Raw genomic sequence first — 14,470 nt, forward strand, 5'->3', positions numbered from 1 at the left:
GCAGGCGCCTACAACTGCCCGTAGGAATGCAGCCCGGACAGGAACATGTTCACGCCCAGGAAGGCGAAGCTGGTGACCACCAGGCCTATCAGCGCCCAGTAAGCCGCCATGACGCCGCGCAGGCCCTTGATCAGGCGCATGTGCAGCCAGGCCGCGTAGTTCAGCCACACGATGAGGGCCCAGGTTTCCTTGGGATCCCACTGCCAGTAGGCGCCCCAGGCATCGGCCGCCCACAGCGCGCCCAGCACGGTCGCCACGGTGAAGAAAGCGAAGCCGATGGTGATGGCGCGGTACATGATGTCGTCCAGCACCTCCAGCGAAGGCAGCGCCGCCGCGATGCGGCGCCGGCCCAGCAGGATGGCGGAGACGATCAGGATGCCGATGCCGAAATACTCCATCCAGACGGGCGACAGTTCCTTGGTGCGGAAGATCATGGGTTCCGCGCACAGCAGTGCGCCCACCAGCAGCAGCGGCGACATCTTCAGCCAGGACGTGGTGTTGGCGTGCTCCTTGATCAGGTACGCGAACCCCACCATCGCCGACAGCGAGAACGTGCCGTAGCCGATGAAGTTGGCCGGCACGTGCAGCTTCATCCACCAGCTTTTCAAGGCCGGCACCAGCGGCTGGATCTGCGCGGCGTCGCGGGTAAAGGCGTACCACAGCAGGAACATCACCGCGGACGAAATCACCAGCAGCACGAAGCCGCCCAGGGCGCGCGTGTTGTAGCGGCGCTCGTAGTACAGATAGAACAGCGCGGTGATCAGCGAAAACAGGACGAAGACTTCATACAGATTGCTGACCGGAATGTGGCCCAGGTCCGGCCCCATCATGTGGCCTTCGCGCCAGCGCACCAGCATGCCAGTGAGGCCGGCGAAGACCGCGCCCCAGGTCAGCGCGCTGCCCAGCCAGGCCGCCGTCGGGCTGAACAACCCGATCCAGTAACAGGCCGTGGCCAGCACGAACAGCGCCGACATCCACAGGATGGCCGATTGCGACGACAGCAGGTATTTCAGGAAGAACACCTGTTCCGCGCGGTTCAGGTCGGTGCCGTACAGCATGATGGCCAGGCCGCTGGCCAGCGCGGCGGCGATCATCAGGCGGCGCAAGGGCCGCCACAGCCAGCCCATCCACGTCAGCACCGGCACGGCGCCGCACAGGATGAGCTTCTCGTAGTAATCCATCGAGCCGGCGAAGCGCGTCAGGGCATAGCCCGCGCCCACCGCCAGCAGCAGGAAGAAGACGGCATCGGTCCAGTCGGGACGCCCGCGCTGGATGCGACCGTCGCCGCTTTCGGAAATGCCTTCCTGCCAAAGTTCGGCGGCAGGAGTGGAAATGGTGGAATCTGACATTGGGGGGGCCTCACTGCTTCAGGCGCAGCAGCGCCTGCTTGAATCGTTCGAACTCGCGCTGGAAATCGAGGGTGCGCCGCTGCGACGTCATGGCAGCCTGCACGGCGCTGCCGGAATCACCCTCGGGCGTAATCCACACCCAGACACGGCGGTCGCGGATGTAGAACATGCTGAACACACCAAGAATCAACAGCAGACAGCCCAGGTAGACCGCCTTCTTGCCGGGCGTGCGGCTGACCTGGAATACGCTGGCCTGCACCTGCTTGAAATCGGCCAGGGTGAAAAACACGGGCGAGGGATACAACGCCAGGTCCGACAGCGCGGCCACGGCGATGCGCGACCAGACGGCCGCCTGGGCGCCCGCTTCGCCGCTGGTGGCCAGGGGCGGCAGGCCGGCGCGTTCGCGTTCGATGGCGCGCAACTCCGCCACGCTGGAACCGATCAGGCGCACGACGATGTCGGCGGCGCGTTCCATGTCCGCGGGCTGCGTATTGCTTTGCAGGAAGGCGGCCACGGCCTGCAGGCCGCCTTCGGAGAAGGTCTGCAAGGCGCGCTCGGCGGCCGCTTCCAGCGGCTGCTTGTCCACCCCCTGCGGGGCATTCTTGTCGGCGAAGCGTTGCGCCGCTTCCTTGCGTGCCTGCGGATCGGCCAGCAGCGCGCGCAGGCGCATGAACTCGGCCACGCTGTTGTCCGCATCGACGGGCAGGCGGGCGTAGCGGTAGGGCTCGCTGGCGTTGCTGCGCACGCCGGTCAGGAATACCGGGGCGCCGTCCAGCACCACCGGCAGCATGTAATTGCGGAACTCATGCGACTGGCCGCTGGCGTCGACCAGGCGGAATTCGACGGCGGGGCCGACGTTGCGCAGGTTGTCGTTCTTCTTGCCGGCCGCGCTGCCGGCCACCGCTGCCACGTCCTGCGAAAAATTCGTCGCCGGTTTGGGCGTGCCGCCGGACAGATCTTCCACGTTGATAGGCCGCAACGCGGTCACGTCCACCCGCACATCGTGCAGGGATGGCGGGGCGTCCTTGCCCGCATCCGACGTCTTGCCCACCGTGCCATCCAGCAGGAAAGGCGTGGCGTCGGTGCCACGCAGGGGATAGCCGCGCAATTGCACGGTGCTGCCGCCATCGTCGAAGCTGGACTGGTAGACCGTCACACCCTTGTAGCGCAGCGGCTCGTTGACTTCGATGGTCTGGTCGAAGGTCTTGCCGGTGTCGGGATCCTGGACTTCCACCTCGCTGGCGAAGCGGCTGGGCATGCCCGTGGAGTAGTAATCGATGGCGAATTTCTTGAGCGTCAGCGTGAACGGAATGGGCTGCACCAGCGCACCGTCGTTGACCATCACCACCGCGCTATTGGCCCGCCCGCCTTCCGGCACCAGCATGCTCGAACGGAAGCTGGGGTTGTGCAGGGACAGCCGGCCGCTGTCGGGCACCTGGCTGATCAGCATGTTGTCGAAAATGGGATGTTTGCCGCCCAGCCAGACCTGCAACCGGATGGGCAGCTCGCTGTCGAGCAGCCCGCCGATACAGATCACGATCATGGCGGTGTGCGCCAGGATGTAGCCCAGGCGGTTGGCGCTGCCCTTCTTCGCCGCCAGCAGCACCGCGCCATTGTCCTGGCGTTCGCGCACGGCGTAGCCCAGGTGCTTGAGCAGTTTGCGCACGGCGTCGGTGGCGGCGGGCACGGAAGCGGCGCTGTCGAACGCGGTCCGTTGCGGGAAGGCACGCAGGCTGGACGCGCGGACGTAATCGCGGAAAGAGACCGCGTCGCGCAGCATCTTCGGCGCATTGCGGATCAGACAGACCGAGGTGGAGGCCACCAGGAAAGTCATGATCAACAGGAACCACCAGCTGTTGTAGATGTGCCAGATGGAGAATTTATCGAACAGCTCGAACCAGAACGGACCGAACTGATCGATGTATTGCGAAGATGCGCGATTCTGTTCCAGCACGGTGCCGATGGTGCTGGCCACGCAGATGAACATCAGCAGGCTGACAGCGAAACGCATCGAGCCAAGAAGCTCGAAGAATTCGCCGGGGATGCTGCGCAGGGTGAAGCGGGAAGAGGAGGTATTCTGATTCATAAAACAAAAGGGGGGACCGGATCAGCCGGCAACCCCCCTTCGATAGACAGCAGGCGCCCGGACATGGTTCGGGCGCTTCGATATTTTTTAACGTAAGCCGGCCGCGTAGTCCGATACCGCTTGAATCTCGGCATCCGACATGCGATCGGCAATCGTGTGCATCGGGTCGCTATTCTTGCGATCACCGCTGCGGAACAGCTTCAGTTGTTCCTCGATATAACTCGGGAACTGCCCTGACAGGCGCGGATACTGTGCTGGTATCCCGGCGCCGTTGGGGCTGTGGCAAGACGCGCAAGCCGGTACATTACGCTCCGGCAGGCCGCCACGCCAGATCTTTTGGCCCAACTCTACCAACTCTTTGTGACCAGCCGTCGCGGGTTCCTTGAGCGGCTGTTGCGCCAGGTACAGCGCGATATTGGCCATGTCCTGGGGAGTCAGCGGCGCCACGTTGGCGGTCATGACGGTGGGATTGCCACCGCTGCCGTTGCGGGCCGGCGCCTTGGCGCCCTCCGCCAACTTGAAATCCGCCAGCTGCTTGGCCAGATACTCGTGGGCCTGGCCCGCAAGATTGGGATTCGCCGGGATGGTGCTGCTGCCCCCGGCGCCGTGACAGGCTACACAGGCCGTGATGTTACGAGCGGCATCGCCCTGCTCGTAAAGCTGGCCGCCTTTGGCCGCATCCGGCTTGGCTGCCCCCGGTGGCGCGTCAGCTGCCAGACAGGAAGTGGTTGAAACTACGAAAGCGCCCAGCATCAGCGCCGCTACTGACATTCGGGACTGCACACGCTTCATGTGTAAACCTCGATGATCGCAGCTTTATTCGTAACGATTCTTAGTCGTTACTTGAGCTATGTTTGCCATTCACCAGCCCTGCCGGAATACCGGACACCGGTAATCGAACATATGCAGCGAATACTGTCCGAGGAATCCAGAACCGCGGGCGTGGAGCCACCCTTGCAAGGGGGCGATTATACAATAGGGTTCGCAACCAACCGTTTCCATCGATACCGTGTCCCTCCTCCATCGCGCGTCCTTCTTCGTCTCGGCAGCCCGCCTGGACCAACTTCCGCCCCCCGGCGCGCCGGAGGTCTGTTTTGTCGGGCGCTCCAATTCCGGCAAGTCGACGGCCATCAATGTGCTCACCAACCAGCGCCGCCTGGCCTTCTCCAGCAAGACGCCGGGGCGCACGCGGCTGATCAATATGTTCGGTCTGCCGGACCCGCTGGATCCGGAGCACGAGAAGATCGGCTACCTGGTCGACCTGCCGGGCTACGGCTACGCCGCCATCAACAAGGCCGAGCGCGAAAAATGGGCTGAAGTGCTGGGCGGCTACCTGGCCACCCGGCAGTCGCTGGTCGGCGTCGTTCTGCTGGTGGACATCCGCCGCGGCGTCACCGACCTGGACCGGCGCCTGGTCGATTTCATCGCACCGACGGGCCGCCCCGTGCTGGCTTTGCTGACCAAGGCCGACAAGCTGCCCTACGGCCAACGCATGCGTACCGTGTTTGCCGTCAAGAAGGACCTGGCCGACATCGGCGCCTTGCATACCGTGCCTTTCTCGGCGCTGGAGCGCATTGGCCTGGAAGAGGCCGGCGAACATATCGCGAACTGGATTTCACCGAAGGTAGTGCCATGAACCACCACATCATCTCCGCTCAATTCCCCGCTGCCCGCCCGCGCCGCCTGCGCCGTGACGATTTCACCCGTCGCCTGGTGCGCGAGAACACGCTCACCGCCAACGATCTGATCTATCCGGTGTTCGTGGCCGAAGGCAAGGGCCTGCAACAGGCCGTGCCGTCGTTGCCGGGCGTGGTGCGCTATTCGCTCGACACCCTGCTGCCGGTGGCCGAGCAATGCGTGCAACTGGGCATTCCGGTGCTGGCGCTGTTTCCAGTGATCGATCCGTCGCTGAAGACGCCGGATGGCATCGAAGCCACCAATCCCGACGGCCTGGTGCCGCGCGTGGTGGCCGAGCTGAAGAAGCGCTTTCCGGAACTGGGCGTGTTGACGGACGTCGCGCTGGATCCCTACACCAGCCATGGCCAGGACGGCATGATCGACGACGACGGCTATGTGATCAACGAGCCGACCGTGGAACTCCTGGTCAAGCAGGCTTTGGTGCAGGCGCATGCGGGCGTCGACATCGTCGCGCCCAGCGACATGATGGACGGCCGCATCGGGGCCATCCGCCAGGCACTGGAAGGCGCCGATCACATTCATACGCGCATCATGGCTTACTCGGCCAAGTACGCCAGCGCGTTCTACGGGCCCTTCCGCGACGCGGTGGGTTCGGCCTCGAATCTCGGCAAGTCGAACAAATCGGCGTACCAGATGGATCCGGGCAATATCGATGAAGCGTTGCGGGAAGTGGCCGGCGACCTGGCCGAAGGCGCGGACATGGTGATGGTCAAGCCCGGCATGCCTTATCTGGACGTGCTGCGCCGCGTCAAGGATGCGTTCCGGGTGCCGACCTTCGTGTATCAGGTGAGCGGCGAGTACGCCATGCTGAAGGCGGCGGCCCAGAATGGCTGGCTGGACCATGACAAGGTGATGATGGAGTCCCTGCTGGGCTTCAAGCGCGCCGGGGCCGATGGGATCCTGACCTACTTCGCGATCGATGCGGCGAAGAAGTTGAAGGAACTTTAAGAGGAATTTTTATTGTGAGGGGTAAACCCCCACGCCCCCTTTTTGGGCTAGCGCCACATGGTTCGCCGCCGAGCGCTTAGCCGCCGCGCCGGTGTTCCGGCCGAAACAGGATCAACCTGCTGCCGTCCGTTACCGGCTGCCTGGAATTTTCACTACACATGGCCCACCTTACGGTGGGCCATGTTTTTTTCAACGTATGGCGGGATCAACCGCGCAGCAAAGGCAGCAGCGTTTCGCCCTGGCGCTTGATCTCCTGCAGATAGGGCGTATCCGACAGGATGAAATGGCGTATCCCCAGCGCCTGGTATTTGCGCAAGGAACTGGCCACTTCCTGCGCCGAACCCACCAGCCAGGTGGTGCCCGCGCCCCCGCCACCATAACGCCCCGGCGCGGTGTAGAGATTGTCATCCAGCACATCGCCACGCGCCTGCAGATCCAGCAGGCGCTTCTGCCCTTCGGCCAGGAACGTACGGCCATGGTCGTTCCAGCCGGCCCCCTGCGTCGCCGCCATTTTCGCCACCTTGGCCTCGGCATCGGCCCAGGCCTGCGCCGACGTCTCGCGCACGACGGCCGTGATGCGCAGGCCGAATTCCAGCGGCGCGTGTTCCCGACCCAATTGCCCGGTCAGTGTCTTGAGCCGCTCGATGCGCGCCTGCACGTCGGCCAGCGGTTCGCCCCAGAACAGCTGCACATCGGCCTCGGTGGCCGCCACGCGTTCAGCCGGCGCCGATGCACCACCGAAATACAGCCTGGGATGCGGCCGTCCCGGCCGCGCCTGGATGCGCGGCACCACGGTGGCGTCGGTGACCTGGAAATGTTCACCCTTGTAGGTCACGCTCTCTTCCGTCCACAGCTTGCGCACCAGCTGCATGAATTCACGGGTGCGCGCGTAGCGATGCGCCTGGTCGCCTTCGCTGTCGCCATAGGCTGCCAGCCTGTCCTGGCCGGATACGATGTTGATGCGCAAGCGTCCATTGCTCAGGTGATCCAGCGTCGCCGCCGCGGTGGCAAACTGCGCTGGCTGCCAATAGCCTGGACGGATCGCAACCAGGGGATTGAAGCGCTCGGTACGGGCAGCCAATGCGGTGCCCACGGTGAAGGTGTCGGGACGGCCCCATCCGGTGCCGATCAAGGCGCCCTGCCAGCCGTATTCCTCCAACGCCTTGGCATGGCTGGTCAGCGTGTCCAGGCTGTTATGGTCGACCACGGGCTCGTCGCCTCGATGGCCGGCATAGACCTGGTTGGGGATGTACCAAAGGAATTCAGGATTCGTGCTGCTCATGCGATGCCTTGCAGTCTTGTGACGTCCGGGAATCCGGACGGATGCAAAAGCATGCCCGATCACGCGAGCGCGGTCGAAGAACAATCAAGCAGGACTTTATTTCCTAGAGCTATTAAAACTCGCCATACTTGGCGAAATCACGACCAGGATTATCGAATGCTAGAACGACTTGGATTCATCGGAACCGGCAGCATCACCGAAGCGATCATCGATGGGCTGGCGCAAAGCGACTACCCGCCCGCCGAAGTGATCGTTTCACCGCGCAATGCGGACGTCGCGGCGCGACTGGCGCGGCGTCATGCGATGGTGCGCGTGGCCCCCGACAATCAGCATGTGCTGGATCACTGCCCTGTGGTCTGCCTGGCGGTGCGGCCGCAGATCGCCGAAGACGTGATCCGTGAATTACGCTTCTCCGCACGCCATCACGTCCTCAGCTTCATCGCGACTTTCAGGCTGCAGCGGCTGCAAGCCCTGCTGCCCGATGTCGCCCGTGTCATCCGGCTGGCGCCCCTGCCGATGGTGGCGCACAAGTTGGGCACCACCATCATCCATCCTCGCGACCCAATCGCCGCGGCCCTGTTCAACACGTTGGGCACCGCCCTGGAGTCGGACGACGAGGACGATTTCGATGTCCTGTTCGCCGCCACCGCATTGATGGGCAGCTTCTTCCAGACGCTGCACGCGCAGGGCGCGTGGTTGCGGGAGCACGGGATTTCCCAGAGTGTCAGCCGTGCCTTCCTGGCATCGCTGGTCACGGGCCTGAGCGATGCCGCCAGCCGGACCGACATCCCTTTCGATGCGTTGGCGCGGGAGTTCTCGACTCGTGGCGGACTGAACGAGCAGATCACCGAAGACCTGGCGGCCCATGGCGTCTTCGGCGCCCATGCCGGCGCCATGGAGCGGGTGCTGGAACGCATCCGCAAACCGGCGGTCAGCGGGACGTGACCGCGTCCAGTGAACGGCCGAAGCGGGTGGCGTCCTGGAAGCCGATGACGCGGGCCTGGGGCAGTTCCTTGCCTTGGGCATCGAAGAACATGATGCCCGGCGGGCCGAACAGCTTGAAGCGCTTGAGCAGGGCGCGGTCGTCGGGATTGTTGGCGGTGACGTCGGCACGCAGCAGAAGCATGCCGCTCATGCGGGCCGCCACGGCGGGATCGGTGAAGGTGAACTTCTCCATTTCGCGGCAGGAAACGCACCAGTCGGCGTAGAAGTCGAGCATGACGGGACGGTTGGCAGCGGCCACCCGGCTTTCCAGTTCGGCGAGGGTGCGGATACGGTCGAAGGCCGGTTCGGACGCGCCGGCACTGGATGCACCGCCCGTGAATCCGCCTGATGCGCCGCCCGCAGCGCCGCCAGACCCGCCGTTGGCCGCCGTTCCTGTCCAGCCCCCTGCGCCGCCACCGCGCGCCGCCAGGTGAGCCAGAGGCTGCAATACGTCGCGTGCGCCGCTGGCGGCGCCCACCAGCTGAGCTACCGCCACCAAGGCCAGCAGCAGGCCCAATCCCTTGCCGAACATGCGCCCGGCGCCCGCATTCGGGCCGATACCTTCAAATGCCCGCAGCATGACGGCACCGACGATGGCCAGGAAGGCCCAGCCCACCATTTGCACTGCGACCGGCACGATGGGCACCACCATCCACCAGGCGGTAGCCAGCAGCAGCACGCCGAAGAAGCGCTTGACGCCATCCATCCAGGCCCCGGCCTTGGGCAACAGCGTGCCCGCTGACGCGCCGACGATGAGTAGCGGCACGCCCATGCCCCAGGCCAGCGCGAACAGGGCCGAACCGCCCAGCACCACGTCGCCGGTCTGCGAAATGTACAGCAGGGCACCCGCCAAGGGGGCCGCCACGCAGGGGCCGACGATGAGGGCGGAAATCGCGCCCATCAGCACGGCGCCGGTGACGCGGCCGCCCGGGATGCGGCTGGCACGGTCGCTCATGCGGGCCTGGACGGCGGCCGGCATCTGGAAGGTATAGACATCGAACATCGGCAGCGCCAGCAAGGCCAGTAATAGCGCGAACAGCGTCAGCACCCAGGGGGTCTGCAGCCATGCGGCCAGGCCCGCGCCGCTGAGGCCCGCGGCGATGCCCAGGATGGTGTAGACCACGGACATGCCCAGCACATAGGCCGCCGCCAGGCCCAGACCGGTCCAGCGCGAAGGCGGGGTGGCCGAGCGACCGATGACGATGGTCGACAGGATGGGAATCATGGGCAGCACGCAGGGCGTGAGGGACAGCAGCACGCCCAGTAGCAGGAAGGCACCCGCGGTCTTCAGCCATCCCATACCCGCGATGGCGCTGGCCAGGCCGACGTCGTCGCTGCCCGTCAGGGTGGCGAAGCCGGCGTTGGCGTTGGCGTCGACGTTGCCAGTCGCATTGGCACCCGTATTGACAGCCGTAGCAGCCTGCGTTGCGGGTGCGGCGGACTGGGCCGGGGCCGTGGCGCCCTGGCCGGCAGTCGGGGCAGATCCATTGCCTAGCCGCGCCAGCGCCAGCGCCGGCGCGGCTCCCGCTACGGCGGGCGGGGTGTCGATCTGGGGCGCGGGGGCCAGGCCGGATTTCGCCAGGCCGGGACGTGTCGCGTCAGGGGCCACGCTGATGCCAGGAGCGGCTTCGGCAAGCTGGCCGGCACCGCTGGCACCACTGCCACCAGTAGCGCCGCCAGCATCGCCAGCACCGCCGCCATCGCCGCCCGGGATACCGCTGGAATAGCCCCACACCGGCGGTCCGGCGACCTGGTAGCCGCCGTTGATCGGCCGCAGCTTGATGCGGTTCTCCATCGGCGGATAGCAGATCCCCGCGTCGGCACAGCCTTGTCCCACCACCACCAGCGTCACATCGCCCGGCTGTCCGCCGGCGGGATGCACCGGGATGTCGATGGTTATCGGCTTGTGATAGACCTCCATGTTCTTGTCGAAGGTCGGGTCATACTTCACGTCGCCTGCGGGCAAGCGGGCCTGGCCCAGGGTCGCGGCGCCTTGGGGATCGAGCGCGAAACCGAAGCGCTCGCGGTACATGTAATAGCCCTTGGGCACCTTGAACTCGACCCGCACGGTATTCGGATCGGCCATGGCCGCGCTGGCGGGGAAGACTTTCTCCGGCGGCAGGAAGTCGTCCTCGGCCCGGCTGGCGCCCGGCCAAGCCAGCACCGTCAGCAGGCATAGCAAGGCGAACAGCCATTCCGTCCACGCCCTGTGCGACGCCGGCTTGGCGCCCGCAGCCGCAACGCCCATCGTGATCGTGGACAGCGTGGGCATTGCCACCGCAACTGCTGACGTACCGCGCATGGAATACTTCCTTGTTCTCAGGCCACCGGCGTGGTGCCGGCCGTCTGTTCCCGCACCCACTTCAGATACGCCGGCGCACCCCCGATAACGGGCACGGCAACCACTTCCGGCACTTCGTAGGGGTGCTGGCGGGTAATCGACTCGACCAGGGCGTCGAGCTTGCCGGCAGTGGTCTTGAAGCACATCGGCACCTCTTCGGCGCCTTCGACGACACCCTGCCAGGTATAGATAGACAGCATCGGTGCGCCCAGGTTCACGCAGGCCGCCAGGCCTTCTTCCACCACGATGTGGGCGATGCGCTTGGCCAGCAACAGATCGGGCGCGCTGCTGAACACCATCACGATATCGTCTTGCTGCGGCATGTCAGTCTCCCAAGGCACGCAGGACGCACCTGCACGCAGGGATTTTAGCCCGCCTCGGGGCTACCCTGACGCCTGCGCCATCGCCCCGCCGCCCGTGACGCGCAACCCGCGGGAAAACAAAAGGCGAACCCGGAGGTTCGCCTTTCGTCCCTGAAGCCTGCCGATTACTCAGCGGACTTGTCGGCTTCGGTTTCCGTAACTTCCGGACGGTCAACCAGCTCCATGAAAGCCATGGGCGCGTTGTCGCCTTGACGGAAACCCATCTTCAACACACGGGTGTAGCCGCCGTTGCGGGCAGCATAACGGGGGCCGATCTCGGCGAACAGCTTGACCACGACTTCACGATCGCGCAGACGGGCAAAAGCCAGACGCTTGTTCGCGAGGGTGGGGTTCTTGCCCAGGGTGATCAGGGGTTCGACGATGCGGCGCAATTCTTTCGCCTTCGGCAGCGTGGTCTTGATCGCTTCGTGGGTGAGCAGCGAAACGGCCATGTTGCGGAACATGGCAAGACGGTGACTGCTGGTGCGGTTGAGCTTACGCAAGCCATTACCGTGACGCATGATGATTTCCTTTGAATCTAAAAGACGGCGTTTCCGCCATCGGGTTATCCGGCTCTTCTATCGACCTGGAAATCCAGGCCGCGGTCCGGTGGAATCGGTTGCGGCCACCACCCATGTGGTGGCCGCGTAAAACTATCAGGGACGCTCGAGGCCCAGGGGCGGCCAGTTTTCCAACTTCATGCCCAGGGTCAGGCCACGTGCAGCCAACACTTCCTTGATTTCGTTGAGCGACTTGCGACCCAGGTTCGGGGTCTTCAGCAGCTCGTTTTCGGTACGCTGGATCAGGTCGCCGATGTAGTAGATGTTTTCGGCCTTCAGGCAGTTGGCCGAACGCACCGTCAGTTCCAGGTCGTCGACCGGACGCAGCAGCACGGGGTCGATCTGCGGCGCGCCACGCACCGGCGCTTCGTACGAATCGCCAGCGCCTTCCAGGGCGGCGAAGACGGAGATCTGGTCCATCAGGATGCGAGCCGACTGACGCACCGCTTCCTCGGGCGAGATCACGCCGTTGGTTTCGATGTCCAGCACCAGCTTGTCCAGGTCGGTACGTTGTTCCACACGGGCGCTTTCGACAGCGTAGCTGACGCGGCGGACCGGGCTGAACGAAGCGTCCAGAATGATGCGGCCGATGGTGTGGGTGCGGTCTTCCGACAGCGCGCGCACGTTACCCGGCACATAACCACGGCCCTTTTCGACCTTGATCTGCATTTCCAGCTTGCCGGCTTCCGTCAGGTTGCAGATGACGTGGCCGGGATTGACGATCTCGACGTCGTGCGGCAGCTCGATGTCGCTGGCCAGCACGGTGCCCGCGCCGGTCTTGCGCAGCACCAGGGTGACTTCGTCACGGTTGTGCAGCTTGAAGACCACGCCCTTCAGGTTCAGCAGGATGTCGACGACATCTTCGCGCACACCCGGGATGGTCGAGTATTCGTGCACCACACCGGTCATCTGCACTTCGGTCGGCGCGTAGCCGGTCATCGAGGACAGCAGAATGCGGCGCAGGGCATTGCCCAGCGTGTGGCCGTAACCGCGCTCGAACGGCTCCATGACGATCTTCGCGTGATGGGTGCCGACCGGTTCGACTTCAATGGAACGGGGCTTCAGAAAACCTTGCGTGGACATGTACTGAGTTCCTTTTCAATACCCTCGGCTCGTTACACCGATAAGGCTGATGGAAGGTGAAAGAAAAAAACGGCACAAACCCGCCGCGCCTTTTGACAAGCGTTGCGGGTCTCGTGCGGGTACTGCGGAAGTATAGCGATCCGGGCAGCGTTGCCGTGCCCGGATTTCCGACTGGCGCCACCGGATATCGGTGAGGCGCCGTCCGAATTAACGCGAATACAGTTCCACGACCATGGATTCGTTGATGTCGCGAGCGACGTCAGCGCGATCCGGGGCCTGCTTGAAGACACCGCTCAGCTTGGTGGTGTCGACTTCAACCCACTGGGGAATGCCGATGCTGGTAGCCAGGTCGAGCGATTCCTTGATGCGGCCTTGCTTCTTGGCCTTTTCACGGACCGAGATAACGTCGCCAGCCTTGACCAGCATCGAAGCGATGTCAGCGGTGTGGCCGTTCAGCTCGATGGCGCGGTGGCTCACCAGCTGACGCGCTTCAGCGCGGGTCGAGCCGAAGCCCATACGGTACACAACGTTGTCCAGACGCGATTCGAGCAGCTGGATCAGCTTCTCGCCGGTGTTGCCACGGACGCGGTCGGCTTCGGTGAAGTACTTGCGGAATTGCTTTTCCAGCACGCCGTACATACGCTTCAGCTTCTGCTTTTCACGCAGCTGCAGACCGTAGTCAGACGTACGGGCACCCGAAGTGCGGCCATGCTGGCCGGGCTTGGAATCCAGTTTGCACTTGGAATCCAGCGAACGGCGGGCGCTCTTCAGGAACAGATCGGTACCCTCGCGACGCGAGAGCTTGCACTTGGGTCCAATGTAACGGGCCATGTGATTTCCTTAGATACGACGACGCTTGGGCGGACGGCAGCCGTTATGCGGAACGGGCGTGATATCAGCGATGCTCGAGATCTTGATACCCAGCGCGTTCAGCGCACGGACAGACGACTCACGGCCGGGGCCGGGTCCCTTGATGCGCACTTCCAAGGTCTTGATGCCATATTCCAGCGCCACGCGACCGGCCGTTTCGGCAGCCACCTGGGCCGCGAACGGGGTCGACTTGCGCGAGCCCTTGAAACCTGCGCCACCCGAGGTCGCCCAGGACAAAGCATTGCCCTGACGGTCGGTGATGGTGATGATGGTGTTGTTGAAGGACGCGTGAACGTGCGCGATGCCGTCCGATACGTTCTTCTTGACCTTTTTGCGCACGCGCGAAGCGCCGCTGGTGGAAGCTTTCGCCATAATCCAGTTCCTCGATTATTTCTTCAGGGACGCAGCAGCACGACGCGGGCCCTTACGGGTGCGTGCGTTGGTGCGCGTGCGCTGGCCGCGTACGGGCAGACCGCGCTTGTGACGTTGGCCACGATAGGTTCCCAGATCGATCAAACGCTTGATCGACAGTTGAACTTCGCGACGCAGGTCACCTTCGACCGTGAATACACCAACGTGCTCGCGAATGCGCTCGAGCTCGGCGTCGGTGAGATCCTTGACCTTTTTGGTAACGGGCACATTAGCAGCTTCGCAAATCTTGCGGGCGCGCGTACGACCGATGCCAAAAATGGCGGTCAGGCCGATCTCGGCGTGCTGATGCGGCGGAATGTTGATGCCAGCAATACGGGCCATGACTGTTCCTTAATGAATCTTTTGCGTTGGGCTAAAAAGCTCAGCCTTGACGCTGCTTGTGCCGCGGATCGGTGCAGATGACACGCACCACGCCGTGACGTTTGATAATTTTGCAGTTGCGGCAGATCCGCTTAACCGATGCCAATACTTTCAT

General features: G+C 64.0%; 15 protein-coding genes. 3 read left to right on the plus strand and 12 right to left on the minus strand.

Going from position 1 to position 14,470, the window contains the following annotated elements; genetic code table 11:
• Positions 1 to 8: 8 nt before the first annotated feature.
• The 3 genes from ccsB to CEY05_RS16420 all read right to left on the minus strand — a co-directional run bounded on the left by ccsB (position 9) and on the right by CEY05_RS16420 (position 4,227).
• Positions 9 to 1,349: a c-type cytochrome biogenesis protein CcsB gene (ccsB, locus tag CEY05_RS16410; protein WP_088599420.1), complete on the minus strand. Its 1,341-nt coding sequence runs from the start codon at positions 1,347 to 1,349 to the stop codon at positions 9 to 11.
• 10 nt (positions 1,350 to 1,359) lie between these two features.
• On the minus strand, positions 1,360 to 3,435 hold the full coding sequence (locus CEY05_RS16415; RefSeq protein ID WP_088599421.1) for a cytochrome c biogenesis protein ResB: 2,076 nt from the start codon (positions 3,433 to 3,435) through the stop codon (positions 1,360 to 1,362).
• An 87-nt stretch (positions 3,436 to 3,522) separates the two neighbouring features.
• On the minus strand, positions 3,523 to 4,227 hold the full coding sequence (locus tag CEY05_RS16420) for a cytochrome c (protein WP_198952794.1): 705 nt from the start codon (positions 4,225 to 4,227) through the stop codon (positions 3,523 to 3,525).
• Positions 4,228 to 4,444: 217 nt separating this feature from the next.
• Here CEY05_RS16420 and yihA point away from each other — a divergent pair, with 217 nt between their 5' ends.
• Positions 4,445 to 5,071 carry a ribosome biogenesis GTP-binding protein YihA/YsxC gene (yihA, locus tag CEY05_RS16425; RefSeq protein ID WP_088599423.1) on the plus strand — a complete coding sequence of 209 codons (627 nt, stop codon included), beginning with the start codon at positions 4,445 to 4,447 and terminating at the stop codon, positions 5,069 to 5,071.
• Positions 5,068 to 6,081 (plus strand): porphobilinogen synthase, encoded by a 1,014-nt coding sequence (gene hemB, locus CEY05_RS16430; protein ID WP_088599424.1) that lies wholly within the window; start codon positions 5,068 to 5,070, stop codon positions 6,079 to 6,081. The genes yihA and hemB overlap by 4 nt, the downstream gene beginning before the upstream one ends.
• 205 nt (positions 6,082 to 6,286) lie before the next feature.
• Here hemB and CEY05_RS16435 read toward each other — a convergent pair whose 3' ends face one another.
• Positions 6,287 to 7,363: an LLM class flavin-dependent oxidoreductase gene (locus CEY05_RS16435; RefSeq protein ID WP_088599425.1), complete on the minus strand. Its 1,077-nt coding sequence runs from the start codon at positions 7,361 to 7,363 to the stop codon at positions 6,287 to 6,289.
• 156 nt (positions 7,364 to 7,519) lie between these two features.
• Between CEY05_RS16435 and CEY05_RS16440 the strand changes: the two genes are divergently transcribed.
• Positions 7,520 to 8,308 (plus strand): pyrroline-5-carboxylate reductase, encoded by a 789-nt coding sequence (locus CEY05_RS16440; protein ID WP_088599426.1) that lies wholly within the window; start codon positions 7,520 to 7,522, stop codon positions 8,306 to 8,308.
• Here the strand turns inward: CEY05_RS16440 and dsbD are convergent.
• The 8 genes from dsbD to rpmJ all read right to left on the minus strand — a co-directional run bounded on the left by dsbD (position 8,295) and on the right by rpmJ (position 14,470).
• Entirely contained in the window at positions 8,295 to 10,619 is a 2,325-nt protein-coding gene (gene dsbD, locus CEY05_RS16445; RefSeq protein WP_233161545.1) for a protein-disulfide reductase DsbD, read from the minus strand. The two genes, CEY05_RS16440 and dsbD, sit on opposite strands and share 14 nt — an antisense overlap.
• 47 nt (positions 10,620 to 10,666) lie before the next feature.
• Positions 10,667 to 11,011, minus strand: coding sequence for a divalent-cation tolerance protein CutA (gene cutA, locus CEY05_RS16450; protein WP_088599427.1), 345 nt, complete (start codon positions 11,009 to 11,011; stop codon positions 10,667 to 10,669).
• A 164-nt stretch (positions 11,012 to 11,175) separates the two neighbouring features.
• Complete coding sequence (gene rplQ, locus CEY05_RS16455) at positions 11,176 to 11,571, minus strand: 50S ribosomal protein L17 (protein ID WP_088599428.1); 396 nt, start codon at positions 11,569 to 11,571, stop codon at positions 11,176 to 11,178.
• A 135-nt stretch (positions 11,572 to 11,706) separates the two neighbouring features.
• A complete protein-coding gene (gene rpoA, locus CEY05_RS16460; protein ID WP_088599429.1) occupies positions 11,707 to 12,693 on the minus strand; it encodes a DNA-directed RNA polymerase subunit alpha in 987 nt (328 codons plus the stop codon).
• Positions 12,694 to 12,900: 207 nt separating this feature from the next.
• Complete coding sequence (gene rpsD, locus CEY05_RS16465; RefSeq protein ID WP_088599430.1) at positions 12,901 to 13,524, minus strand: 30S ribosomal protein S4; 624 nt, start codon at positions 13,522 to 13,524, stop codon at positions 12,901 to 12,903.
• 9 nt (positions 13,525 to 13,533) lie between these two features.
• Positions 13,534 to 13,935 carry a 30S ribosomal protein S11 gene (gene rpsK / locus CEY05_RS16470; RefSeq protein WP_006216516.1) on the minus strand — a complete coding sequence of 134 codons (402 nt, stop codon included), beginning with the start codon at positions 13,933 to 13,935 and terminating at the stop codon, positions 13,534 to 13,536.
• A 15-nt stretch (positions 13,936 to 13,950) separates the two neighbouring features.
• Positions 13,951 to 14,316, minus strand: a complete 366-nt coding sequence (rpsM, locus tag CEY05_RS16475) for a 30S ribosomal protein S13 (protein WP_088599431.1) — start codon at positions 14,314 to 14,316, stop codon at positions 13,951 to 13,953.
• Positions 14,317 to 14,356: 40 nt separating this feature from the next.
• Positions 14,357 to 14,470 (minus strand): 50S ribosomal protein L36, encoded by a 114-nt coding sequence (rpmJ, locus tag CEY05_RS16480; protein WP_066357345.1) that lies wholly within the window; start codon positions 14,468 to 14,470, stop codon positions 14,357 to 14,359.

It is taken from the genome of Achromobacter sp. HZ34 (assembly GCF_002209485.1).
GTDB lineage: Bacteria > Pseudomonadota > Gammaproteobacteria > Burkholderiales > Burkholderiaceae_B > Bordetella_C.